The organism is Rheinheimera texasensis DSM 17496 (assembly GCF_000711985.1).
In the GTDB taxonomy this organism is placed as follows: Bacteria; Pseudomonadota; Gammaproteobacteria; order Enterobacterales; family Alteromonadaceae; genus Pararheinheimera; species Pararheinheimera texasensis.
In genome coordinates this window covers 898,552-923,158 of sequence record NZ_JONU01000007.1, presented here as the reverse complement: position 1 = coordinate 923,158, position 24,607 = coordinate 898,552, and the positions used below count along the sequence as shown (strand labels likewise).

Sequence of the window (24,607 nt, the reverse complement as noted above, 5' to 3'; positions counted from 1 at the left end):
ATTTAACCTTTCTTGACAGGCCCCCATTTCTCTCTGTTGCTGTGATACAACGAAGCTATTTCCTCACCGAGCCAGCAGAACCCTGCATCCGAACTTGCGCGTAATGCTTTGATTTTTCGAATAACTCCAGCAGTTGTTCTTCGTCGATATCGAGCACTGTGTCCATGCTGTTGAGTGCTTCGGTGATGTCTGCCGGTGCGACTTGTACCAATGGGATTGCCGGAGTTGTGACGGGGTGCACGCCGGCGGGGACCCAGCGCGTGCGTCGCAGCAGATAGGCTGCAATGGCCATAATGCTCAGATTCAGCAGGACAGGGCAGAGCAAAAATGTCAGCTCCGGCACCTGGCCTGTTTGCGCGGCAATCACCGGCACCAGTGCGGTCGCGCCGCCGGGCGGATGCATGCATTCAAAAACGTACATCGAAAACAGCACCAGTGCTATTGTCGTCGCCGCCATCAGAGCAATGTCGGTAAAGAGATGGGCACAAGCCAAACCTATGCAGGCCGGAATTAGATGACCGGCGATAAAATTCCACGGCTTTGCCAGCGGGCTGGCCGGTAGCGCAAATAAAATCACTGCCGATGCGCCCATAGACGCCAATAAAAACACCGCGCCGGTTTGCGCTGCAACTTGCAGGCTGACCCAGGCAATCAGGAACAAGGCAATAAAGGCCGCCAGTGCGACGCGGATTTTGGCGGTGAAATGAATAACCGAAGTATTGTGGCCATTGCTGGTGATGAGACCCAGGCGCTGCAGCATTTGTTGTAAGCGGGAAAGGGGTTGCATATCAGGCTTCTGTGGGAAAAACACCATCATATCCAAGAACCATGATGCCGCCCAGTAAAGACAGCATCCACAGGCGAATGGCATCTTGGGCACAGAATACTGATTGATGCTGTAGCGTTGCCCTGCCAATGGGTGAGTTCATCGTTTTGATTTTGTAGTTAAATCATTTTGATGTATTGGCTATTTTGCGGTATGGTGAAACCAGCGTTCAAGGAGGTGAGTCATGACAACTTCTATCCATAAAGCCGCCAACCCCACGCTGTATAAGCAGTCAGTCTCTGACGCCTGTGCAGTCTCTGCCACAATCTTTGCAAATAAACGCAGTTATCTGCAGCTGGTGCGCGACGGCGTGTCCGGCGACAAAGTAAAAACTTTGCTGCAGTGGCTCCCCGAATTAAAACCGGTATTAGTGGTGGCCTTGTCCATCAGTGCCGCCAATATCAGCCGGCTGTATAAAGGCACTTTACCCAGCCACCAGGCCGAGCCGGTGCTGGATATGCTGCAACTGATTTGTCGCGCTGAAAATCTGTTTGGTCCCGACATGGCGCGCCAATGGCTGAACAGCCCGATGCCGGCCTTGTCCGGCGACAAACCCATCGCATTATTTGACAGTTTTGTCGGCCGCAAAATGGTGGCTGACGTGCTGCAAGCCATTGAATTTGGTGAATTCAGCTGATGCAGCTGTATCGTATCTGCCCGGAAGCTTTCCTGCAGAACTTCAGCGGCGAAGGCGCTAGTTTTAAAAGCGGCGGCCGCTGGAATCAACCGGGCCAACGCGTGTTGTATTTTGCCAGTTCTGCCGCTGTCGCCATGCTGGAAGTCGCCAACTATCTGCCATCGCCACGTTTTATCCCAAAAAGCTACCGGCTCGGCCAATATCAGTTACCGGATGCCCTGATTGAACCATTCAGCGGTATTTTGCCCGCCGACTGGGACATTTTCCCTTATCCGCTTTCTACTCAACAAATCGGCAGCGACTGGCTGCACAGCCAAACAAAAGTTGCGCTGGAACTGCCCAGCGTCACAGTGCCGCCCGGCCTTGGCAGCATCCTGCTGTTTAACGCCAGCCACCCAGACGCCAGCCAGCTACACCTCGAACAAGTGTTTCACGATATCTACAACCCAAGGTTATTTGCCGGCATGGGGATGTGATTCTGCTGAAATTGCTGCGACAAAAAATAGAGCCTGAGTAATTTCCCAGTACAAGCCCACTGGCGGAAAAATGTAAATAAAAGGTGATGCATCCGAAAGGCGGCACCATGCACGCTTTCAGATTTTACAAAGCGTGGCCTCGCGGCAAAGAGATTGAGATCTGTAGCTTTTTTCGGTAGTGTTAACTGATGTTAAAAAACATCAAAGGCATAGCGCAGGGTTTAAAGCGTGCGTTTTGCCGTTGATTAATATGTTATGCATCAAAATAGGAGCAAAGATGAACAAAGGAACATTGACCTTCTTCTGTGGAAAAATGGGGGCAGGAAAATCTACCAAAGCTAGCGAAATCGCACAGAAAGACAATGCAGTATTGCTTTCAGAAGATGAATGGCTAGCGTCACTTTATCCAAATAAGATTTCATCACTAAATGACTATATCGAATATTCAAATCTACTTAAGCCGCAGATTAAAAAGCTTGTTCAATCCATATTGTCTGCGGGGTCTAATGTGGTAATGGACTTCCCGGCAAATACTCTGTCACAAAGAGATTGGTTTCGGAGCATTTTCTCCGAGGTTGAAGCTCCACATAATTTGGTATACATCGACTTGTCAAATGAGGCCTGTTTAAAACAGATTGAAAAACGGCGCGAAGAACAGCCTGAAAGAGCGGCAACTGATACGCCAGATATGTTTGAGCAGGTTACAAAGTATTTTATGGCTCCCACCCCCGAGGAAGGCTTCAATACAACCAAAGTGGCGCAAAGTGCATAACAAGGCGCTGCTACGGAAAATTTACTCGCTAGCGCTCCTAAATTTCCGCAGAGCGCGGCGTTATGTGAAAAGGGGATAGCACGTGCCGACACCATACAACATGGCATTTGCATGTTTAAGTTGTAGAAAGTCATTCAAACGAGAGTTCAATCTTGCGGAAGAAAATCCGAAAGAACTTAAATGTCCGGAGTGTGGTGGAATCGCCCATAATTTTGGACGGCACTTTAAAGCCCCTAAAAAAAATGATTTAAAGCTGTGGCAAAAAATAACGTATCTATTCGAGCATGGGTTTCGGTTTCAGAAAATTTGTATTAAAGAAAACTCAATTGAAACAGTGCCATACCCGGAAACATTGGAAGCTGCAAAAGAATTTGTTGTTAAGTATAAAAACTATGCAATCAAGTAAACACATAACAAACAAAGGCAGCACCGCCCTGCGGGCTGGACGCGCTAACGCGCGCCGCTGCTTTGGCAGTTATGTGCCAATAAGGTTAGTATGAGAAATTTCTTCATCTTCCTCACTCTGATATTTTCATTATCAGTCAGCGCAGAAAACTGCGTTGGTCATATATTTTTCTACAATCTAGATGAAAACGCAATAGAATATGAAACTAAAGCCGACTATGAGTTTTATTACCATAAAACTAAAAAGCGACTACCTAACGAAGGTGTTTCAAGTTCTTTTCACACAAAGCTCCCTATTAAAAGTAACACATGCTTTGGCAATGAAATCTCTATTGATGTATCTAGTCTTGATAGTTCACTTGGCTATGTATTTGTTAAGCCGAACATGCAGAAAAAAGTAGTCGGTGGTGTCTTAACGGACATAGATCTAAGTAATATTGTCAATGAATTTTTAAAACAAGCACATAACAAAACGCTTAAGGCCGGCTCCGCCGGCACGGGACAGCCGCAAGCGGCTGCCGCTTAGCTTGTCGTTATACCTCGTTCAGGGATTGCTCATGAAGCCACTTACTGACAAGCAACGACAGGAATGGTCAGCGGTTTATCGCGAAACACTCGCGCTTGCAGAATTCATGGATCGGTATGTTCCTAAACTTTCCGAGGCAATTCGGAAGACCGAGGAGCCTCGCCACCCTTCTAGTTCTTATCTAGCTGGTCTCAAAGAATCCAGAAAGGATCTATTGGAAATGACATCAGACCTTACTGGCCACGAATTACGCGAATTAGATCAGTATCTGAGGCAAAAACTAAGAGTTTCTTTAGACAGCCTGCAGGTTAAGAGACTCGAGAAGATTGTCGCATTGCGGCAAAAGGGTGCTCTCACCACCGATACGCAATTCCGTTTGATCTATGGACGGCATGAGCAGATATGGAGTGATCCTGCCCACGAGCAAGAAGCGACGGAGCTGAAGGCATTGATGGTCGCGTATGAGAATAAAATTGCACATCGCTCCAAGAAACAGAGCAGTGTTTGAGCATACGAGGTATAACAAGCACAGGCTGTCGGTCGTCAAAACTGCATAGCAGTTTCGCCACCGCAACTATGGTCGTTAGCTTTTCGGAGTAATCACCCTGGGTAAATGGAAATTAGAAAAAGGCAGTTCGCTTTTTCGAGTATATGTATGGCAAAAGATGCCACAGCGACAGCTAAAAACTTTAGTTATCGCAAAATAAACAAAGCTAACAAGCCGCGTTATTGGGTTCCTGCGGCGCCAGTAACGCTCATTATTTCGCGCGTATGCGCGGGGCGTTAAATTTACAAGGAGTATCAATGAAGATAGTGAAACGTCTTCTGAAGCAAGGCGAAAATAAGAATTCAATTTTCGAGAAGGCTTCAGCTGAAGGGCTAAATCCCAAAAAGGTTTCGAAATATCTATCAATGTACCCGGATGCCGAAGAGTCTGAGAACTACAACAGAGCCAATAACATCTTGATTGCTTTATATTCTGTTTTGGTTTTGCTAGGTGTTCTTGGGGCATCGCCATTTCTATCTGGGCTACCTGTAGGGGCAATGTTTGCAGTCTTGGCCTTTGCGCTATTGATACCTGGTGCAGTTATTTACTACATTTATAAAAAACAATCGATGGGGTATTTGGTACTTTGCTTTTTCCTTCTTAAGGGTATCCTTGATTCATTCAAAGAGTACGAAGCCGACCCTATGGCGGTTTGGGTGGGGGTAATCATCAATGCCTGTCTTATTGTCTATGTTGTAATTCTGAAAAATAAGCTCTTCCCTTATCAAAATTTCTTTAACACTAAGAAAGACGTTGAGGGTTTTTCTATCTTCACGAAAGATTTAATGAGTCAATCAAGTAGGACGCCGTAACCGATCCCCTGCCATGAGATGTTAGTTTTAAAAGGTATGTATGAGATTTTTGCTGATTGTTTGTCTGCTCCTTTGGATTATCCCATTGATGGGAAATAAATTATTGCCTAGCATTTTTTCTGTTTGGTATGTTCAGTGGCCGCCTTTTCTACTGCTCAGTATTTTAGTACCTTACGGTTTTGCCAAAAGTATCCAAGCCGCAATGATAAATAATATTCAGGATAAAGAATTTGGCAACTGCCTTTTATTCCTTTTCGTTTTTCTAGCTAACAATTTCCTTATGAAGGTTGGCTTCAATATGCTGCAATCTGTGCCCAAAATGTTAATTGCATCTACTCCCAGTATGCCAGAAAATATGTCACTGCAAGCAATAGAGAACAAGAGTTCAGATAACAGAAAGCTTATAGCTAGTGTTATGTATATCGAATTTGGTCAACCAATAATTTATAAAGATGAAACGAATAGTCTTGTCGTTTACGTTCCAACAGCGGAGGAAAAATTAAAATATCAGGATAAAGAAATTACCGCGTCAAAGGCAAATAATTTAATTGATCAAACTAGAAAGCAAACTCTTGAGACAATGTATTTGTATGTGTGGTCTGTATTGAGCTTCTTTGTCACATTTGCGGTAACTTTTTCTTCCGGACAAAGAAAAGCTGCAAAAGTTATAGCATCCAATTATTAAAATGTATGGCTCGCTAACAAGGCGCGACACTTTGCGGCCAGCGGGCGCAGCGACGCTCACCAAGGTTCGCGCGCGTGCGCTTATAGTTAGCCATTTACAGGAGTAGCTATGAGTACAGGTTTATTTATTCTTCTGATTTGCCTGAGTACTGGGGTAGTTTTTATTCTACTCGGCTTTCTTATTGGTTATAAAAACAAATCAGACCTCATCAATGGCGTAGATTTCAGTAAAATTGCTGATGTTGGTAAATTTTGCAGAACATTTGGCAATGGCCTTATTTTGTCAGGCGTGTTTGTTGCCTTGTCGGGCTGTCTGGTTTATTTCGCTGGTACAGGGCTAGTGTCGTTTTTAGTCTCATTTTTTATTTTTTCTTCATTGCCGTTAGTTTACTTTTTCTATGCAAAGCAAAAGTATGCCGTTGGCTAAGAGTAAGTTAAATGTGGCTGGCAAAGTACGGCACTTTGCGGTTTGTTGCCGCAGCGGCGGCCAAGGTTTGGGCATTTCGTAGCTTCTATGGAAGATTTGAAGCAAATATTAATCGGGTTGGAGCAGCGTCTTTTCCAGCCTGATGTTCGAAGTTCTTCAAGTGAACTCGCTCAGCTAATCTCTGATGATTTTATTGAGATTGGTGCTTCAGGTTTGCGATTTGGCAAGGCAAATGTGTTGGAGCGTTTACCAACGGAGATTGCACCTGAAATAACCGCAAGTAATTATGAATTACGAATGTTTAGCCTGGACTGTGCTCAGTTGTTATACAAAGCGAAGATGTTAAAAATTGATCATCCATCGCCAATTTATTCGCACAGGTGTTCAATCTGGCGTCGGAGTGCGGGCGGTCAGTGGCAAATGATTTACCATCAGGGGACAACATGTGCACCGTTTTAGTCTGCAGCCATAACCATCGTGTTAAACATCGCGGCTTACGTCCGCTGTACTTTAAACAAATGGCTCGCCTATTGTGCGGGCGTTAGCGGAGGACTCGTGAAATTATTTCTAATTTTGTCAGGCTTGTTAACTTTTCAGGTTTTTGGTGAAGCGCACGTAGATTTTGAAAGACTAATCAATGTGACTGACAAAGCAGAATTTTTGCAGTTTAAAGAAAATATTGAATGGATCAAAAAATCGCCAAAGGTAACAGCTATAGAAAAAGATGATCGCGATATATTTGGAAACGGTCGTTTAGTGACAGTTACGGGATATGATTGTGATCGTGATGGCAAAATAGATGAGCCACCCAAATGCGCGATTCTTTACAAAGAGCTAAAAAAGTATTTTGAAACGCACTGATGCTGAAATCATTTGATCGTTTGTAAACATCAGAAGGCAATTACGTCATTGTAAATATTGCTGTTGTTGCTTTTTAAATAGCAAGGTTGGCTTTAGTTTCTACACAGTTCGCAAATAAGCTGCGCAGCTCGCGGCCCGTGCGGCAAACCGCAGGCAGATTGCCAACTGTGCACACAACGTCAGGTGTAGATAAGGTCTGTCGTGAAAAACAAACATATTGCAATTTTTGTTGAATACTTAAGCTTACTTTCGGGCTTACTCAACAAGGTCGAGGAACATGTCGGCGGGGATGAACATATACTCCACGAAAGACTGAGTCCCGATATGTTCCCTTTATGTGTGCAAGTCGAGATTGTGGCCAGTTTTGCCTTAAGGTCCTGTTGTCCAATTGCGGGTGTAGACGTCAGTTCGTACTGCCGTGAGGTGAAGTCATTTATTAATTTAAGGGCTCAGCTTGAGGATACACTTCACTACCTGGCAAGTTTGGATGAAAGGCAGAGCAACCTCGAAGTAGTCATTGCAGATATGGCTGGCCCGGCGCCAATCTCAATGAAAGCAGAGGATTTTCTCATGCGTTTTGCGTATCCAAATTTCTATTTCCACGTGGGGATGGTGTATGCCATTGCCCGGTCTCGGGGCGTACCGCTGACAAAAGGCGACTTTGATGGGCTTCATCAGTATCCGCCGGGTTTTTCATTTGAGCGCAGTGGTACCTGATAAGTCGCCGACGCATCGCACATTTCGTACGTTGTTTATTTTGTGTTGCATTTGCGTGTTTTTTGTGTGCATAAAGTGTCAGGCAAAACCGCAATTTAAAAATTACCGCTTAGCTGAGCTTTATCAGTAAAACAGAGTCAACCCAATGACCAGACACGAAAAATTAAATTATGTTGAGTTCCCGGCTGCTGACCTGCAGTCCACAAAATCATTCTTTCAGAAGGCTTTTGGCTGGTCGTTTACCGACTACGGCCCTGAGTACACCGCATTTTCCGGGCAGGGCCTGGATGGTGGATTCTTCCAGGCCGATTTGAGCGCAATCACAGCCAATGGCTCGGCGTTATTGGTTTTTTATAGCGATAACCTCGAGAGCACACTTTTAAAAGTGACCGACGCCGGTGGCACAGTGATCAAACCGATATTCAGCTTCCCTAGAGGCCGTCGTTTTCATTTCACAGAGCCAAGTGGTAACGAGTTTGCAGTCTGGTCTGAAGCAGACGTATCACCATAAGCTCTACTTCTCACTGGGGTTGCCATTTAGCTTTATCGCTTGTGCTGTAATTACCACACTTAAAAATATATAAAATTCATAATCTTAGGGAAGGAAAATGCGAAAAATACTCCATGGATTCATCCTGCTGTTACTGTGCAGCCCTTGCTGTGGTTGGGCTGCTGCCGATCAAACGGAAGTGCGCGCAGTCAGCATAAAAAGCGCGGTACTGGCAGAGCAACGTGAACTGGTAGTGTATCTGCCTGCGGGTTATCAGCAGAGTAATGAGCGGTATCCGGTGTTCTACCTCACCGACGGCGACATTCAGGGCCCTCATACCGCCGGAACCATCGATTATTTAGCAAAATTTGAGCAGATGCCGCCGATGATTGTAGTCGGCATCGTGAACCGGCAACACCGCGAACGGGACCTGACGCTGACCCCTAAAGACCAGCAAAAGCCCAACCAGCCACAAAACGCTGACCAATTTTTAGCCTTTGTTGAAAACGAAGTGATCCCTTATGTGAAACAGAATTACCGGACGCTGGACTATCAGGTCCTGTCCGGAACCTCTCATGGCGGTCAGTTTGCCATCAATGCGCTGGTAAAGCGCCCAGGCTTGTTTAACGCGATTATCGCCATCAGCCCGTCGTTATATTGGGATAACAATCAGTTGCTTGGGTTAACTGAGCAGGCGCTGAAACAGCAGCGCCTGCAGGGGCGTCTATTTGTATCCATTGCCAATGAAGAACCGACGATGACAGCGCCGTATCAACAATTTGTCGATTTACTGGGCCGTTTTCCGTCCGACAATTTAGTCGTCGCGTCCCAGACTTTTAGCGATGAAACCCACAACACCACAGTGTTGCAAGGGCAATATGTCGCTTTAAAGCACGTCTTTGCCGGCTGGGCTATTCCAGAAGGGCAGCCGCAGACTTTGGCCGATTTGCAGGCAAAATTTGCCAGTCGCGCGAAACTGCTTAAAACAGACCTGATGATCCCGGAAGATAAAGCCAATGGGTACGGCCAGTGGCTGCAATACCTGAACCGCCCACAGGATGCGCTGGTTTTGCTGCAGTGGAACCGGACAAATTATCCGCAATCGTTCCATGCGCATACCGCGCTCATCAACGCTTATCTGCATTTTAAAATGGCCGCTGAGGCCAAAGCCGCACAAAAAGATGCGCTGCAATCACTCAAGGGGCTGAGTACCGACCAAAAAGCTCAGCTGGAAGCTTTGGTTATTTAGCATGTGTTTCAAGTATTCAATCGCGGGCAAATGCCAGTACACAGTAGTTGGGGCAAAGGATGCGCAACATGCTACTCGCCTTTATGGCGGTCGACAGGTATGAAAAACATGGAATTCAGATTTATATCAGCAGACGATGCAGCTTTTTTTGCTGATTTCTACCAAAGAAATGCAGAACACTTAGATAGGTGGGAACCTCTCAGAGACAACGGATTTCATTCAGCTGAAGCCTGGCTACGTCGACTACAAGCGTGTGCGATAGAGTTTGCCGAAGGTAAATCCGTGCATTTTGTTTGCTTTAACCCAATGGAGATGGACATTGTGGCGATATGCTCTCTGACAAATATTGTTAGAGGTCCTTTTATGGCTTGTAACATGGGATATGCCGTGTCGAAGAGGTATCAAGGGAAGGGGCTGATGAAAAAGTTATGTGACCATGTCATTGATTATGCTTTTTCAGAGCTGCAGCTAAACAGGATTATGGCGAATTATATGCCTTGCAATCAAAGGTCAGCGGCGCTGCTTCGGCGTTTGGGTTTTGTTGAGGAAGGGCTTGCCAGAAAATATTTAAAAATTAACGGAAGTTGGGAAGATCATGTGCTTACGTCGTTGGTGAATCCAAACTGCAGGTAATAAACAACAATACACCGCATCTGTGGCGAACAGATTGCGACAGGTCGCAAGAGTTTACGGCAGCCTGCCAAAATCTGAAGATTGTAGCGGTGGCTGGGCCGCACTTTGTGCTGCAAGCTGAACCCAAGGCTTGTGTTGAAGCTGTTCTGGCGGCGATTGGGCATTTAATAGGGCAAAGCAATGGGGTGGATTCAGCATCCCGGCATGAAGGGAATATATGAAACTACGTCTTGGATTGATTGTTGTCTTGTTGTCCTGCGTGTGTCAGGCAGAAGAAGTCGACTGCAATAATGCCTTCACTACATACGAGATGAATACTTGCGCGGCCAAAGAGGTTGAAGCGGCCAATATCCTTTTAGAACAATATCTTAAAAAGGCTAAAGAGAAATACGCAGATGACGCCGCAATTTTCAAATCAATAGAAAATGGGCAAGGGGCCTGGCTTGCCTATCGAACAACACACTGTGATTCAGTCCGTGAAGTCTGGTCCGGTGGCTCAATCCGGGGAGTGATGACCAGCGGCTGTAAATTGCAGTTAACCAAGGAAAGAACTCATACGATTTGGGCTGACTATCTCACTTATATGGATTCAACCCCGCCATTGTTACCTGAGCCAAAATAGCTACTTCACGTGGGGCGCGATTTTTAACACCAAATCATCACCTTTAACGTTGGAAATTTATGGCAGGATTGGTTTGTGGGATTGAAGATGTATTTGTCTGATGGATGGAAGGCAGAGTTTGTTCTGTACCAGCATAAAGGCCTTTAGTTTTTCCCGAATCACAACGGTCAGTTCGTTATAAGGAAATAAATATGCGTATTGTTTTAGCAAGTCTGGTATTCGTTTTGGCCGGTTGCAGTTCTACAACCCAGCTGTCTGGCAGTACCCCTGCGGTGCCCATGACCAACACCATGGACATAATCAAGAGCGCTGCTGAGTCGGCGCCTCAGGGAGTGCCGGGCGAATATCTGTTGACTATCCAGGCCACCGGCACAAAAGACGCGGTGGTGTATCTTAATACTGAACTTGATTACCGGGATCAGCGCAATGTGACAGTGGCGATATATCCAGCCGTGATTGCGCAAATGCAGGCGAAATACGGTGTTGGGCCTGAAGCGTTTTTTACCGGTAAAAAAATTATGGTCAAAGGCAGCGCGCAGCGGGTGCGGGTCGATTTTATCAGTGCAAACCGACGGCAGTCGGGCAAATACTATTATCAGACGCACATCCCGGTGTTAAACATCGCGCAAATCGAGATTGTGAATGATCAGGCCTGATGCCTTACCCGACAGGCGCTTTGACGCTGGCAAGGAGTTCGATTGATGCAAATCGCTATTGCCGAGACTGATCAGGATATTGCCGATTGTTACCCGGTGCTGTCGCAGCTGCGCCCGCAGCTGGCGCAGGAGCAGTTTGTGGCACAGGTCCGTGAGTTGATGCGTGAGCACGGCTACCGGCTGGTGTATTTAAAAGACCCGCAAATCAAATCCGTGATGGGGATCCGAACTGGCGCCTGGTTGCATCGTGGCAAGTATGTCGAAATCGAAGACTTAGTGACCTGCCAGGATCAACGTTCCCAAGGCTATGGCGTGCAAATGCTGAATTGGGCAAAAACGTACGCCAAAGCCAATGGTTGTAGTCAGGTTCGGTTGGTTTCTGGCGTCGCCAGGGAACGGGCACACCAGTTTTATCAGCAGCATGGCATGACATTCGAAGCAAAATATTTTTCCATTGATATTGAGTAAACCATGTTGGCATCAGCATGCTAGACAAGGTTATTTAGCATCAGGAAATATCAGTTTATCAGCAAGGAGATAGAGAATGACGGAAGCAACTTTTATCGCGCTGGGCGCTGCAGCTATGGGGCTTTTGGTGTTTGCCTTTGCTATTTTTGTCGCGGTCAATGCGAAAAAGCAGCAGGGCAATAAAAAGACGAAGTCAGACAAATCCAGCTGACGCACTGGTTAGGAACCATGAGCGACAGACGTTAGCAGACATTTTTTCCAAAACTTGCCGATTTATACAAAGCCGTTTCGACCAGAAGGAAGAACCTGAATGCAGGTCCGCTGATTTGCACTGATAAGCAACGGAGTGATAATGAAAATTTCAACAGCCCCTACTAAACGCACCTTTAGAACTGGTGTGGCAAAGCTTTGTCACACCAAAGGATATTGTGTGCTGGAACTTTGCCATCGACGAATGGTGTTGCCCGAAGGCTGAGCTGGAGCTGGTCGTGGGCGGAAGTTTTAACTACCGGATGGAAGCGAAAGATGGCTCTTTCGGTTTTGATTTTTCCGGTTCTTTTGTTGCTATCAAGCCTTATCAGACACTGAGTTACCAGCTGGGTGACGGCCGTCAGGTAGATATCGAATTCATCAACACGCCCGAAGGGGTCAAAGTCACAGAATCCTTTGATGCTGAAGATGAAAATTCCGCAGAAATGCAGCGACAGGGCTGGCTTGGCATTTTGCATAACTTCCGGCGTCATGTGGAGCGTCAGACCAGTTAATCAGGGCCCGCAAAATTCTTCAGAACCATGCGATGCAGGAAAGGTAGCCAGACCGGTCTGGCTACCTTTTCTTTTAGCGATGGCAGAAGGTGAAAGTATTCAGAATAGTCCCCAGTGGCATAAAAGGGTGCTGGTATTGCTGGCTGGTGGCGAAGCCACCACTGCCAAAGCTGTGATCCAGCAACACATCCGCGTCAGTGACTGCAACCCGATAACCTGCACCTGATGGCAGCAGCAATGTTGTCAGCCCCGTCTTGGTCAAATCGACCGGTACAGTCACGGTATAGTCGCTGCTGAAGATTGAACCGGCAGGCAGGGCATTGAGGGTAAAACGCAAGTTAAAACGCTCTGGTCCGCGATAAAATGCACAGCCTTGTATCGTCAGCATCTCCAGCGGCAACTCTGGCACCAGCCGTTGATTTCCCAGCATTAACTCGAAGTTATCTTTGGTTTGGACCGGGCTGGTGTATGTCAGCAGCGCAGACTTTTGCTGACGAACTTTGACTTCAACCGCCTCGCCGGACCGTTGCTGTATCACTTTGCTGAAGTAACCATTGCTGTCGGCTGTTGTTTGGCTGCCATTGATCAAAATAGTCACGTCATTTGCCAGTGGCTGATTGTCCGGATCTAACAACCGTCCTGACACTGTGCCGCTGATGGTCTGTGTTGGTTCAGTGATGCGGACTTTGCGCTCCGCTTTGCTGCTATTACCGGCATCATCGGTCAGGGTCAGTGTCAGCAGATAATCACCGGCAACGTCGGCGGTAAAATTCGGCGTGGCGCTGTCGGGTTGCAGCAACACGGCTTTACTGCCAGCCGGTTTTGTCATCAACCAGCTAAAACTGAGCCGGCCATTTTCCGGATCGCGACTTTGACTGGCGTCAAAACTGAACAACGCACCCGGAACTCCGGTTTGTTCAGCCGGGCCTGCCAGAATAATTTCCGGTGGCAGGTTATCCGTCACTTGCAGATCCCAGCGCGCGGCCTGAGTCCGCTGCTCACTGTCAGTTACCTGTAACTGCAGCTGATAGCGGCCGGTCGCAGTCGGACGCCAGTCTAACTGAGAGCCGGTACTGGCAGTCAGATTCACGCTGACCGGGCTGCGTAAAACCGACCACTGATAGCTGAGCGGCTGATTGACGGCGCTGGCCTGGCCCAACAAGGTCAGCGTCTGCTGAACCGCAGCTTGTTGAGGGCCTTTGATTAAAACTGTCGGCAGGCTTGCCACTTCAATCACCCGACGTACCTCTGTTTGTTGCCTGCCATTGCTGACCTGCAGCAGCACCAGATACTGACCTGTTACATCAGGGCGCAGGCTGGCTTTGCTACTGGAAGCATCCTGCAACTGAACCTGACTGGCCTTAGGTTTGGCCAGTAACTGCCAGCGATACTGCAGCGGCAGTTGCAACGGGTCAACACTGTCAGCAGCGTCCAGTACGATCGTCTGTGCAATACCGGCCTGCTCTGGTGCACTAAGCCGCACGACCGGCGGTAAATCACTGCTGCGGACTGTGATACTTTGTTGCTGACGGCTCTGTTGGCCGGCGGCGTCAGTGAGTACCAGACTCAACTGATAATCACCGGCCGTTTTGGCGCTAAACCGGGCTATGGGCTGATCCGTTTCGCTCAGCTGATGCTGGCTGCCGGCCGGGCTTTGGCTAATTTGCCACTGGTATTTCAGACCTGCTGAGTCGTCCTGACTGCCGCTGGCCGATAATTGCAGCGCAAAATCAGGCGCAATAGTGCTAACCAGCGTTTTGATTTCGGCCTGCGGTGGCAAGTCTGTGGTGGCGAGACTGGCAGTGATGTTCACACTTTGGCGCGCCTGCAGACCTGCCGTATTGGTCACCGTCAGTTCGGCCTGATACTGGCCGGCCACGTCTGGTGAGAACCATGGCCTGATCTCATTGGCATGCTGCAGAATAGCCTGGCTGGCGGCCGGCTTTTTCACCAGGTGCCATTGCAGAGTAGTGAGTTCGCCCTGTTCCGCGCTGGATTGTTCTGCGGATAGTTGCACCAGCTGCATGACTTTCACCCGAAGGTCTGGCCCCGCCACTGCAACCGGTGGCTTTTGCACCGGCGGTACAGCTTTTAATTCAAAGCTGGTTGTGGCTTTGTCACTTTGGACTTTGCCATCATGCACCTGCAGCGATAGCGTGTAGTTGCCGGCATCCTGCAGGCTGAATTCAACTTTTTGTGCGGTTGCGTTATTCAGGGCAATGTTCTGTTGCTGGCTGTTGGTTAATTGCCAGCTGTAGGTCAAAGCGTCGTTATCTGCATCTGTGCTGGTTGAACCATCGAACTTCAATATCTGGCCATTATTATAAGGCGGGCTGGCCTCTGCTTTGATCTTCGCTTGCGGCGCCCGGTTGGTCACGACTTTGTCGGGCTGCGGGGTTGAGGGGGATTTGCCGCCGCTACCGCCGCCGCAGCCACTGAGCAACGCCAGTGTCAGGAAGGTAAGTGTACAATTTCTCATAACTTTCTCCATCAGTTGTAAAGCTCCTTGGTGGGAGTTTTTCCCAGGATAGGAATATGACGGAGATTGCTATTTATGATCAATAGTTAATTAATAGTTATTTAAAAATTAATTTAAAGAATTGGGTTTTGACTGATGCTTTTGGCTGTTATCTGCTGGTAAGTACGAACAAACGCGCTGTGTTGCCGGAGGCGTAGCCCCCGGCAGTGGCATTTAGCCCTTCAGCACCTGCGACAGCGCCTGGTAGCCCTGGCGGATGGTGGTGATGCGGTTGGCAGAATTGTCGTGTTCGACAAATTGATGACGAATACCGGCTTGGTCGGCTTTGGCGAAAATCGCTTTAAAATCAATAGTACCTGTGCCCACATCGACCATAGCGCCGTCTTTGGCCATGTCTTTGACGTGCACCAGCGGGAACCGGCCCGGATTGGCGGCAAAGAGTTTTAACGGGTCGACACCGGCTTTAACGGACCAGAATAAATCCAGCTCCATTTTGACTAAATCTTTATCAGTCTCACTCAGCAGCACATCATAAGGCACACCACCTTTGACCGGTGTCAGCTCAAAATCATGGTTGTGATAGGCCAGCTGCAGGCCGGCGTCTTTAATCGGTTTGGCAAAACCGTTCAGCTCCGCTGCCAGCTTTTTGTAGCTGTCGACTGAATCGCCACGCTGTTCTTCAGACAACCAGGGCAGCACAATGTAGTGATGGCCGATGACTTTGGCATCTGCGATCACTTGTGGCAGCGCGCTTCTGAGCACTTCGAGCGGCACATGTACTGACGGTGCAGCAAGGCCGTTGGCATCAAGCAGTTTGCGGATATCTTTGGCACTGTGGCCAAAATAACCGGCGAATTCGACGTCGCCATAACCCACACCTGCGACCAGCTTCAGCGTGTCAGCGACACTTTTCTCCATCATATCGCGCAGGGTATACAGCTGCAGACCGGCTTTTTTTGAGTTGCCTGAGTCAGCAGCCAGCGCCTGAAGCGGGTTGCCGAGCAGGGCAACAGCGGCGAGGCCGGCACTGCTTTGCTGCAGGAATTGGCGGCGGCCCGGCGAGGGCAGTTTTTCGGTCGTGAACATGATGAAGCTCCCTGTTTTGGTTCAAATATCGGTTTGGCTAGCTTTTATCGGGCTGGTCTTTTTGCTGCAGATCGGGCTGTTGTTGATGTGCCCCCGGCGCAGGCCCGGTACTGGCGCGGATCACCAGGTCAAACGGTAAAATCACTTTCGGCGCTTTGCTGAGTTTGCCTTCCAGCACGTCAATCAGCAGGCGCACCGCTGTGCGGCCAAACTCTTCGGCCGGCTGAGCAATAGTGGTCAGTGGCGGATCGGCAAAAGCGGCAAAAGAAATATCGTCAAAGCCAGCGACGGAAATATCCGCCGGTACGCGCAGGCCTTGTTGCTTAATGCGTTGGATAGCGCCAATCGCCATTTCGTCGTTTTCACAGAAAATCGCGGTTGGCGGATTGGGCAGCGCCAGTAAATCGGCGGCGGCGTCAAAGCCGGATTGCAGTGAGAAGTTACCGGGTGACAGTAACTCAGCAGCAAAAGGCACACCGGCGGCTTCCAGTGCGTCGCGATAACCGGCAACGCGGTCGCGTGTCAGCGGGCTTCTGGCCGGGCCTTTAATCATCGCGATGCGGCGATGGCCAAGCGCTAACAGATGTTCGGTCATGGCGCAGGCGGCGGCGCGGTTATCCAACACCACTGTTGGGCAAGGCGCTTTGTCCAGTACTTCACAGGCATTGACCATTGGCAGCAGCGCGGGCGCTTCGTCACCGGCGTCGGGCTGTTGCAGCGCATCAAACGGATTGTGGGCACGCAGCTGAATGAGGCCATCGGCTTGCGAGGTTTGCACCATGCGGGCATAGGCCGCTTCCATCTCATCATCGCCAAGTGTATTGCCAAGCAGCAACGCATATTGGTTGTCGTGTGCGGCTTCCTGCATGCCACTGATGACGCGGGCGAAGAACACGTTGGCGACGGTCGGCACCAACACCACTAAATTATGCGTTTTACCGGAGCGAAAACGCACTGCCATTAAATTGGGTTTATAACCGGCCGCTTTGACCGCGGCCAGCACTTTATTGCGGGTTTTCAGCGACACCAAATCGGGTTGCTGCAAAGTCCGGGACACTGTTGCCACGGACACTTCGGCCAGGCGGGCCACTTCACGGATATTGGACATAAGCGTTCTTTTTGTTGGATCCAAACCGGCATTCTACTCAGTTGCAGGCCTTAGAATGCAATAGCTTTTAATGTAACCGGTATCATTTATAAGTGATATTCTTGGTGCTGTGAAGAGGGAGTGTGGTTTTTATCAGCAATAAATTAGTGCAAATGCTCGTTTCTGGTGCGGTGCTTAATTTGGTTTTGCGCAAAAATGACGCAAATATTTTGCATTTGAGCGGATTTTAGGTTGACGTCATAAAATGTAATCCGTTACATTTTTTGTAGATAGCCTGCCGGGCCTGTTCCTAAAACCTCTGGAACGCCAACCCGCTGTGCTGATTTCAGTTTGCAGAGGATCCAGGATAACCCAATGACCCAATCAATCCGCCCGCGTTCGAAGAAAATTCGTTTAGGCATGTTAGGTGGCGGCGAAGGCGCTTTTATCGGCGCTGTGCATCGCCACGCTGCAGCATTAGATGGTCAGACTGAGCTGGTGTGCGGTGCTTTCAGCCGGGACTCTGGCAACAATCAACGCACTGGTGAGAGCCTTGATCTGGCGCCAGAGCGGGTTTACGCCAGCTGGCAACAGATGTTAGCGGCAGAAGCGGCATTGCCGGAACATGAGCGCATGCAGCTGTTGGTGATAGTCACACCGAATCAGCTACATGTGCCAGTCAGCCGTGCCGCCATTGCAGCAGGCTTTCATGTGTTTTGTGAAAAGCCGGCGGGTGTTAGCTTAGCGGAAACGCAGTTGCTGGCCGCAGAACTGGCGCAAAGTGACCGCTTGTATGGGCTGGCGCATACGTACCTGGGCTACCCGATGGTGTGGCAGGCCAAACAGCTGGTGGCCGACGGCGTGCTCGGCACTTTGCGCAAAATTTATGTCGAATATCCACAGGGCTGGCTGACCGACAATTTAGAAGCCAGCGCACAGAAACAAGCAAGCTGGCGCACAGATCCGGCGCAGGCCGGTAACAGTGGTTGTATGGCCGACATCGGCACTCATGCTTTTGGCCTCGCCGAATTTATCAGTGGCCAGCGCATTAACCAGCTTTGTGCCGAACTCACCAGCCATGTGCCGGGGCGGCGGCTCGATGATGACGGTGCGGCGCTGTTTAAAACCAACGGTGGTGCCAGCGGGGTGCTCATTGCCAGTCAAATCTGTGCCGGTGAAGAAAATGCGCTGAAAATTCGGCTGTATGGCGACAAAGGCGGGCTGGAATGGCAGCAGATGGAGCCAAACAGCATCATAGTGCGGCCACACGGCGCACCGTTTTATGTACTGCGTGCCGGGGCCGGTCAGGCCGGTTTGGGTGCTGAAGCACTGAAGCGTTGCCGGTTGCCGGCAGGGCACCCGGAAGGGTATTTAGAAGCGATGGCCAATCTGTACCGTGATTTTGCCAATGCTATTCGCGCCGGCCAATGTGGAACTCCAAGCGGTGTGCCAGGCATTAGTGCCGGCTTACGCGGCATGGCGTTTATTGACACGGTCAGCACTGTGAGCAATGAAAAATGGCAGGCCGTGCCGGACGTGGGCTAGCAGATACGCGGGTTAAGCGGTGCATTTGACGAATTTTGGTTTGAAGGACACACAATGAACAGTATTCAAGGCCCGGCGATTTTCCTGGCGCAGTTTATGGGCGACAGCGCGCCATTTAACAATCTCATCACGATGGCGAAATGGGCGGCGGATTTAGGCTACAAAGGCATTCAGGTGCCGACTAACGATCCGGCGTTGTTTGATTTAGAAAAAGCGGCAAACAGCCAGGCTTACTGCGATGAGATCAAAGCGCAATGCGCGGCTGTGGGCATTAGCATCACTGAGCTCTCGACTCATTTGCAAGGCCAGTTGGTGGCGGTACATCCGGCCTATGATGAGCTGTTTGATAACTTTGCGCCGGCGCATTTACGCGGCAAGCCAAAAGCACGCACTGAATGGGCCATTGCGCAGCTCAAACTCGCGGCCAAAGCCAGTCAGAATTTAGGTTTGAAGGCGCACGCGACCTTCTCCGGCGCCTTGTTGTGGCATTTGGTGTATCCGTGGCCACAGCGCCCGGCCGGTTTGGTCGAGCAAGGCTTTGCCGAGTTAGCCGCCCGTTGGTTGCCGATTTTGGACGCCTTTGATGCGGCCGGTGTGGATGTCTGTTATGAAATCCACCCCGGTGAAGATTTACACGACGGCGCCAGTTTTGAGCGTTTTTTAAAGGCCACTAATTTCCATCCACGCGCCAATATCCTGTTTGATCCCAGTCATTTTGTGCTGCAGCAGCTCGATTATCTGGCCTTTATCGACCGATACCATGACCGCATCAAAATGTTCCATGTTAAAGACGCCGAGTTTCGGCCAGACGGTCGCGCCGGGGTCTACGGTGGTTATCAGGACTGGGTCGACAGACCGGGCCGGTTTCGTTCATTAGGCGACGGCCAGGTCGATTTTAAGAGCATTTTCAGCAAGTTAACTCAGTACGGTTATCGCGGTTGGGCAGTGCTGGAATGGGAATGTTGCTTAAAAGATTCAGCACAGGGCGCCAAAGAGGGCGCACCATTTATCGCCGCGCACCTGATTGAACGCGCCGGCCGCGCTTTTGACGATTTTGCCGGTGGCAGCTCGGATGCAGCCCGCAACAGACGGATTTTGGGCCTCGAATAGCGGTTTGTTATCGAGAGCCAATACGAAACACAACAAGTAGAACAAAGAACACAACAACAAAAAATCACGGGGATGACGATGAGTACAATAAAAATACGCCTCAGTACGATGATGTTTCTGCAGTTTTTTATCTGGGGGGGCTGGTTTGTCACCCTGGGTACTTTTTTAAGCCAAAACCTTGGTGCTGACGGTCCGCAAACCGGCATGGCGTTCTCGACCCAAAGCTGGGGCGCCATTATCGCACCGTTTTTTATTGGTCTTATCGCCGACCGGTTTTTTAACGCAGAGCGCATTTTGGCGGTGCTGCATCTGATTGGTGCGGTACTGATGTATCTGATGGCGCAGGCGACTGATTTCGCTGCGTTTTATCCGTTAGTGCTCGGCTACATGCTGGCTTATATGCCGACGCTGGCGCTGGTGAACTCAGTGTCATTTGGTCAGATGCAACAGCCGGAGCGTGAGTTTGGTCAAATCCGCGTCTGGGGCACCATCGGCTGGATAGCGGCGGGCCTTGTGATCAGCTACCTGTTCGGCTGGGATGCGGCCGATGCGATTGCGGCCGGTGCGCTGCAAAACACTTTCCTGATGTGTGCGGTGGCGTCTCTGGCGCTTGGTCTGTACAGCTTTACTTTACCAGCCACACCGCCGGCGGCGCGCGGCAGTCAGGTCAAGATTGGTGAATTACTGGGGCTGGACGCGCTGAAACTATTAAAAGACCGCAACTTTGCGCTGTTTTTTGTCTCGTCGATTTTGATTTGTATTCCGCTGGCGTTTTATTACCAGAATGCCAACCCGTTCCTGACCGCGGTCGGCGTTGAAAATGCCACCGGCAAAATGACGCTGGGCCAGGTATCAGAAGTCGCGTTTATGCTGGCGCTGCCGCTGTTTTTAAACCGCTTTGGCATTCGCTGGACTTTGATTTTAGGCATGGCGGCCTGGGTGCTGCGTTATGTGCTGTTTGCTTATGGCGACGCGGGTAGTGGTGTGGCTTTATTGCTGGTTGGTATTGCGCTGCACGGTATTTGTTATGACTTCTTTTTTGTCTCGGGCCAGATTTATACCAACAGTAAAGCCGGTGCGGCTTATAAAAGCGCGGCGCAGGGCCTTATCACACTCGCCACTTACGGCGTCGGCATGCTGATTGGCTTTAGCGTGGCGGGGCAGGTGACTCAGGCGTACACCTCGGCGGCGGGCGCGGACTGGACCCAGATCTGGTTATTCCCGGCTGGTTTTGCCGCAGTGGTGCTGGTGCTGTTTGCACTGATTTTCAAAAACGAGACATTAGCAGCAGCTCAGGATGGCCGTCATGACTAAACAGCCGCAATCTACTGACGTTGCGTCTACTGGCACATCCCGCCGCAATATGCTGAAGCAACTGGCGGCCGGCAGTGTGGCGCTTGGCGTCGCCGGGCCGTCGATTTTGCTCAGCGGTTGTGCAGCAACGGCAGCGCAATCCAATCAGGCAGCGGCCAGCGCAGGTGATGCAAATGGCACAGATGACGAGACGCCGCCACTCAAAGGCCGGGTGCGACATTCAGTCGCCAGCTGGACTTATAGCCATCTGTCGATTGAGGAGCTGTGCCAGCTGGTCAAATCCTTAGGTTTCAGTGCCATCGATTTAGTCGGCCCCAAAGACTGGCCGACGTTAAAGAAATACGGCATCGACTGCTCGATGTGTAATGGCGCTGAAATTAACCTGGTCGACGGCTGGTGTAACCCAGCATTTCACGCCGAACTGATTAAACGCTATCGGGCCCATATCGATTTAGTTGCTGACGCCGGTTACACCAACCTGATTTGTTTTTCCGGCAATGCCCGTGGCATGGACCGCGAAACTGCACTCAATCATGCCGTGATTGGCTTGTCGCAGATTTTGCCGCAGGCGGAAAAGCGTGGGGTGGTGCTGCAGATGGAGCTGTTTAACAGCAAAGTCGACCATCCGGATTATCTGGCTGATAACTCGCGCTTTGGGATCGAGCTTTGTAAGCGACTGAAATCAAATAACTTTAAGCTGCTGTATGACATCTACCATATGCAAATTATGGAAGGTGACATTATCCGCAGTATTCAGGACAACCATCAGTATTTTGGCCATTACCACACCGCCGGGGTGCCGGGGCGCCATGAAATTGATGACACGCAGGAGCTGTATTACCCGGCGATCGCCAAAGCGATAGTCGCAACAGGGTTTAAGGGGTATCTGGCACAGGAATTTATTCCGACGCCGGCGACGCCACAAGGCAAGGTGCAGTCGCTGGCGGATGCTGTCCGCATTTGTGACGTTTAACCAAATACAGCTTTAACAACCGACCCGAGGCGCCGGCAGAGCGCTCACACAACAGATCACAGGTAAAACAGATGACAACTGCGCAAAATCATTACGACGCTATCGTCGTCGGCTCCGGCATCAGCGGTGGCTGGGCGGCGAAAGAGCTGACCGAAAAAGGCTTAAAAGTGTTGCTGCTCGAACGCGGCCGCAACATCGAACATATCAAAGACTACACCAACGCGATGAAAGAGGCGTGGGACTACCCACACCGCGATCGGCCGACCGAACAGATGAAACAAGATTACCCTGTTCTTAAACGTGACTATCCGCTCAATGAAAGTACTTTCGGCATGTGGGCCAACGAAAAAGACTCGCCTTACACTGAGAAAAAACGCTTTGACTGGTATCGCGGTTATCACATGGGCGGCCGCTCTTTATTGTGGGGCCGGCAAAGTTATCGCTTCAACGAGCGCGATTTTACCGCCAACCTGGAAGAGGGCGTGGCAGTGGACTGGCCAATCCGTTATGCCGATTTGGCGCCCTGGTACGATTATGTAGAGCGTTTTGCCGGTATTTCCGGTAATCGCGACGGCTTGGATGTGTTACCGGACGGCCAGTATCTGCCGGCTTTTGAGCTGAACATCGTCGAAAAAGATGTGGCGGCGCGCATCAAAAAAGCCTTTGGTGGCAGCCGTCAGCTGATTTGTGGTCGCACGGCAAACATCACCCAGCCAAAACCTGAACAAAACCGCGTCAACTGCCAATACCGCGCGAAATGCTGGTTGGGTTGTCCGTTTGGCGCTTATTTCAGTACTCAGTCCTCAACGTTGCCGGTCGCGATGAAAACCGGCAATTTGACCGTGCGGCCATTCTCGATTGTGACTCAGGTGCTGTACGACAAAGACAAAAAACGCGCCCGTGGCGTCGAAGTTTTGGATAGTGAAACTAATCAAACCGTTGAATTTACCAGCAAAATCATTTTCTTAAACGCGTCGGCTTTTAACTCCACCTGGATTTTGATGAATTCAGCGACAGACGTCTGGGAAGGTGGTTTAGGTTCAAGCAGTAATGCGCTTGGCCGCAACGTCATGGACCACCACTTAGGCGTTGGTGCTTACGGTGAAGTCGAAGGTTACCTCGACAAATACCATTTTGGCCGCCGGCCGACTGGTTTTTACGTGCCACGGTTTCGCAACTGGGGCGGTGATAAACGCGATTATTTACGGGGTTTTGGTTATCAGGGCTCGGCTAGCCGCGAGAACTGGCGACGTGATGTGGCGGAGCTGGCAATTGGCGCCGACTTAAAAGCGGCGTTGACCGAACCCGGCCACTGGACCATTGGCATGGGCGGTTTTGGTGAAATGCTGCCACACCATGACAACCGGATTTTCCTCGACCCGAAAGTCAAAGACAAATGGGGTCTGCCGGTGCTGGCGATGGACGTGGAAATGAAAGCCAACGAACTGCGCATGCGTAAAGACATGATGCAGGATGCGGTGGAGTTCTTTGAAGCCGCCGGCGTGAAAAACGTACATGGTTATAACGGCGATTACGCGCCGGGCATGGGTATTCACGAAATGGGCACGGCACGGATGGGGCGCGACCCGAAAACGTCTGTGCTGAACGCCAATAATCAGGTGTGGGACGCCCCTAACGTGTTTGTCACCGATGGTGCTTGTATGACATCGGCGTCGTGCGTCAACCCGTCGCTGACTTATATGGCGTTGACTGCGCGTGCGGCTAACTTTGCCGTCGAAGCACTGAAAAAAGGGGAACTCTGAGATGGAAAGACGTGACCTGTTAAAAATGATCGCCGCCGCCACCGGCCTGGCTTTTGTCGGTGGTGAGGCCTGGGCTGCAGGCGTCAAAACCACATCGGCCAGCAAAGCTTTATTTGGTGCTGGCGACATTATGCTGCTGGATGAAATTGCCGAAACCATTTTGCCGCGCACAGAGACGCCGGGCGCAAAAGACGCGGCCTGCGGCGCGCAGATGGCCGTGATGGTGCAGGATTGTTATGACGCCAAACAACAAGCGCTGTTTGTTGCCGGGCTTGCTGCGCTGCAGGCAAGCTGCAAACAACAATATCAGCGGGATTTTTTGCAGCTGACCGCTGCCGAGCGCACAGCTTTACTGACGCAGCTCGACAAAGACGCCAGTGCCCGCAATGCGGCAATTGCCAGCAATGACAGCACCAACGTGTCAAACCGCAAAGGTGATGCCAGCATCGAACCGCACTATTTTACCTTGCTGAAACAGCTGAGTATTTTTGTGTTTTTCACCTCCAAAGTGGGTGCTACTGAAGTGCTGCGCTATGTCGCAGTACCGGGCCGTTACGACGGCGCGATGCCATATAAAAAAGGCGATAAAGCCTGGGCGACCTAATGGCCGGCCTTGGTTTTTATAGCCTGGGTTTTATAGCAACAGAAGGCGCTGTTTTTAGCAGCGCACCGAATCAC

Annotated in this window: 29 protein-coding genes and 1 pseudogene; 26 read left to right on the top strand and 4 right to left on the bottom strand. The window is 50.1% G+C overall.

Annotated features, from left to right (window positions below):
* Positions 1 to 55: 55 nt before the first annotated feature.
* On the bottom strand, positions 56 to 787 hold the full coding sequence (locus Q399_RS0104290) for an HPP family protein (RefSeq protein ID WP_051685725.1): 732 nt from the start codon (positions 785 to 787) through the stop codon (positions 56 to 58).
* 223 nt (positions 788 to 1,010) lie between these two features.
* Between Q399_RS0104290 and Q399_RS0104285 the strand changes: the two genes are divergently transcribed.
* From Q399_RS0104285 to Q399_RS0104190, 20 genes and pseudogenes are all read left to right on the top strand, one after another.
* Positions 1,011 to 1,463, top strand: coding sequence for an antitoxin Xre/MbcA/ParS toxin-binding domain-containing protein (locus tag Q399_RS0104285; RefSeq protein WP_051685724.1), 453 nt, complete (start codon positions 1,011 to 1,013; stop codon positions 1,461 to 1,463).
* Positions 1,463 to 1,939, top strand: coding sequence for an RES family NAD+ phosphorylase (locus Q399_RS0104280; RefSeq protein WP_031565943.1), 477 nt, complete (start codon positions 1,463 to 1,465; stop codon positions 1,937 to 1,939). The genes Q399_RS0104285 and Q399_RS0104280 overlap by 1 nt, the downstream gene beginning before the upstream one ends.
* A gap of 277 nt (positions 1,940 to 2,216) precedes the next feature.
* Positions 2,217 to 2,711 carry a P-loop nucleotide/nucleoside kinase family protein gene (locus tag Q399_RS0104275; RefSeq protein ID WP_031565941.1) on the top strand — a complete coding sequence of 165 codons (495 nt, stop codon included), beginning with the start codon at positions 2,217 to 2,219 and terminating at the stop codon, positions 2,709 to 2,711.
* Positions 2,712 to 2,793: 82 nt separating this feature from the next.
* Positions 2,794 to 3,117: a hypothetical protein gene (locus Q399_RS0104270; protein WP_031565940.1), complete on the top strand. Its 324-nt coding sequence runs from the start codon at positions 2,794 to 2,796 to the stop codon at positions 3,115 to 3,117.
* 90 nt (positions 3,118 to 3,207) lie between these two features.
* Complete coding sequence (locus tag Q399_RS0104265) at positions 3,208 to 3,642, top strand: hypothetical protein (protein WP_031565939.1); 435 nt, start codon at positions 3,208 to 3,210, stop codon at positions 3,640 to 3,642.
* Between the two features lie 31 nt (positions 3,643 to 3,673).
* Positions 3,674 to 4,150: a hypothetical protein gene (locus Q399_RS0104260; protein ID WP_031565937.1), complete on the top strand. Its 477-nt coding sequence runs from the start codon at positions 3,674 to 3,676 to the stop codon at positions 4,148 to 4,150.
* A 296-nt stretch (positions 4,151 to 4,446) separates the two neighbouring features.
* Complete coding sequence (locus Q399_RS0104255; RefSeq protein ID WP_031565934.1) at positions 4,447 to 5,001, top strand: hypothetical protein; 555 nt, start codon at positions 4,447 to 4,449, stop codon at positions 4,999 to 5,001.
* A gap of 40 nt (positions 5,002 to 5,041) precedes the next feature.
* Positions 5,042 to 5,686, top strand: coding sequence for a hypothetical protein (locus Q399_RS0104250; RefSeq protein ID WP_031565932.1), 645 nt, complete (start codon positions 5,042 to 5,044; stop codon positions 5,684 to 5,686).
* Between the two features lie 108 nt (positions 5,687 to 5,794).
* On the top strand, positions 5,795 to 6,112 hold the full coding sequence (locus Q399_RS0104245) for a DUF3784 domain-containing protein (protein ID WP_031565930.1): 318 nt from the start codon (positions 5,795 to 5,797) through the stop codon (positions 6,110 to 6,112).
* 87 nt (positions 6,113 to 6,199) lie between these two features.
* Positions 6,200 to 6,571 (top strand): nuclear transport factor 2 family protein, encoded by a 372-nt coding sequence (locus tag Q399_RS0104240; RefSeq protein ID WP_031565928.1) that lies wholly within the window; start codon positions 6,200 to 6,202, stop codon positions 6,569 to 6,571.
* Positions 6,572 to 6,667: 96 nt separating this feature from the next.
* A complete protein-coding gene (locus tag Q399_RS0104235; RefSeq protein WP_031565926.1) occupies positions 6,668 to 6,973 on the top strand; it encodes a hypothetical protein in 306 nt (101 codons plus the stop codon).
* Between the two features lie 201 nt (positions 6,974 to 7,174).
* Positions 7,175 to 7,690: a DUF1993 family protein gene (locus Q399_RS0104230; RefSeq protein ID WP_051685723.1), complete on the top strand. Its 516-nt coding sequence runs from the start codon at positions 7,175 to 7,177 to the stop codon at positions 7,688 to 7,690.
* Between the two features lie 145 nt (positions 7,691 to 7,835).
* Positions 7,836 to 8,201, top strand: a complete 366-nt coding sequence (locus Q399_RS0104225) for a VOC family protein (protein ID WP_031565922.1) — start codon at positions 7,836 to 7,838, stop codon at positions 8,199 to 8,201.
* Positions 8,202 to 8,298: 97 nt separating this feature from the next.
* Positions 8,299 to 9,429, top strand: a complete 1,131-nt coding sequence (locus Q399_RS0104220) for an alpha/beta hydrolase (RefSeq protein WP_031565919.1) — start codon at positions 8,299 to 8,301, stop codon at positions 9,427 to 9,429.
* A gap of 108 nt (positions 9,430 to 9,537) precedes the next feature.
* Positions 9,538 to 10,062, top strand: a complete 525-nt coding sequence (locus Q399_RS0104215) for a GNAT family N-acetyltransferase (RefSeq protein ID WP_157836219.1) — start codon at positions 9,538 to 9,540, stop codon at positions 10,060 to 10,062.
* A gap of 217 nt (positions 10,063 to 10,279) precedes the next feature.
* Positions 10,280 to 10,684, top strand: coding sequence for a lysozyme inhibitor LprI family protein (locus Q399_RS0104210; RefSeq protein ID WP_031565914.1), 405 nt, complete (start codon positions 10,280 to 10,282; stop codon positions 10,682 to 10,684).
* Between the two features lie 191 nt (positions 10,685 to 10,875).
* Positions 10,876 to 11,340, top strand: coding sequence for a hypothetical protein (locus tag Q399_RS0104205; RefSeq protein WP_031565913.1), 465 nt, complete (start codon positions 10,876 to 10,878; stop codon positions 11,338 to 11,340).
* A 45-nt stretch (positions 11,341 to 11,385) separates the two neighbouring features.
* Complete coding sequence (locus Q399_RS0104200) at positions 11,386 to 11,808, top strand: GNAT family N-acetyltransferase (RefSeq protein WP_031565911.1); 423 nt, start codon at positions 11,386 to 11,388, stop codon at positions 11,806 to 11,808.
* Positions 11,809 to 11,884: 76 nt separating this feature from the next.
* A complete protein-coding gene (locus Q399_RS22435; protein ID WP_281172194.1) occupies positions 11,885 to 12,019 on the top strand; it encodes a hypothetical protein in 135 nt (44 codons plus the stop codon).
* Between the two features lie 178 nt (positions 12,020 to 12,197).
* Positions 12,198 to 12,572: pseudogene (locus tag Q399_RS0104190) on the top strand (SRPBCC domain-containing protein); the annotation flags it as partial.
* Between the two features lie 73 nt (positions 12,573 to 12,645).
* Here Q399_RS0104190 and Q399_RS0104185 read toward each other — a convergent pair.
* The 3 genes from Q399_RS0104185 to Q399_RS0104175 form a co-directional block, all read right to left on the bottom strand.
* Positions 12,646 to 15,051, bottom strand: a complete 2,406-nt coding sequence (locus Q399_RS0104185; protein ID WP_031565907.1) for a PKD domain-containing protein — start codon at positions 15,049 to 15,051, stop codon at positions 12,646 to 12,648.
* Positions 15,052 to 15,264: 213 nt separating this feature from the next.
* Complete coding sequence (locus tag Q399_RS0104180; RefSeq protein WP_031565904.1) at positions 15,265 to 16,137, bottom strand: sugar phosphate isomerase/epimerase family protein; 873 nt, start codon at positions 16,135 to 16,137, stop codon at positions 15,265 to 15,267.
* Positions 16,138 to 16,174: 37 nt separating this feature from the next.
* Positions 16,175 to 17,245, bottom strand: coding sequence for a LacI family DNA-binding transcriptional regulator (locus tag Q399_RS0104175; RefSeq protein ID WP_051685721.1), 1,071 nt, complete (start codon positions 17,243 to 17,245; stop codon positions 16,175 to 16,177).
* Between the two features lie 354 nt (positions 17,246 to 17,599).
* Here Q399_RS0104175 and Q399_RS0104165 point away from each other — a divergent pair, with 354 nt between their 5' ends.
* From Q399_RS0104165 to Q399_RS0104140, 6 genes are all read left to right on the top strand, one after another.
* A complete protein-coding gene (locus Q399_RS0104165) occupies positions 17,600 to 18,769 on the top strand; it encodes a Gfo/Idh/MocA family protein (protein WP_037045534.1) in 1,170 nt (389 codons plus the stop codon).
* A gap of 54 nt (positions 18,770 to 18,823) precedes the next feature.
* The gene (locus Q399_RS0104160) at positions 18,824 to 19,879 is read left to right on the top strand and encodes a sugar phosphate isomerase/epimerase family protein (protein ID WP_031565898.1); all 1,056 of its coding nucleotides are present in this window, start codon (positions 18,824 to 18,826) and stop codon (positions 19,877 to 19,879) included.
* 78 nt (positions 19,880 to 19,957) lie between these two features.
* On the top strand, positions 19,958 to 21,193 hold the full coding sequence (locus Q399_RS0104155; protein ID WP_031565896.1) for a nucleoside permease: 1,236 nt from the start codon (positions 19,958 to 19,960) through the stop codon (positions 21,191 to 21,193).
* The gene (locus Q399_RS0104150) at positions 21,186 to 22,166 is read left to right on the top strand and encodes a hydroxypyruvate isomerase family protein (RefSeq protein ID WP_051685806.1); all 981 of its coding nucleotides are present in this window, start codon (positions 21,186 to 21,188) and stop codon (positions 22,164 to 22,166) included. The genes Q399_RS0104155 and Q399_RS0104150 overlap by 8 nt, the downstream gene beginning before the upstream one ends.
* Before the next feature lie 71 nt (positions 22,167 to 22,237).
* Positions 22,238 to 23,929: a GMC oxidoreductase gene (locus Q399_RS0104145; protein WP_031565892.1), complete on the top strand. Its 1,692-nt coding sequence runs from the start codon at positions 22,238 to 22,240 to the stop codon at positions 23,927 to 23,929.
* A 1-nt stretch (position 23,930) separates the two neighbouring features.
* On the top strand, positions 23,931 to 24,533 hold the full coding sequence (locus tag Q399_RS0104140; protein WP_031565889.1) for a gluconate 2-dehydrogenase subunit 3 family protein: 603 nt from the start codon (positions 23,931 to 23,933) through the stop codon (positions 24,531 to 24,533).
* The last annotated feature ends 74 nt before the right edge of the window (positions 24,534 to 24,607 follow it).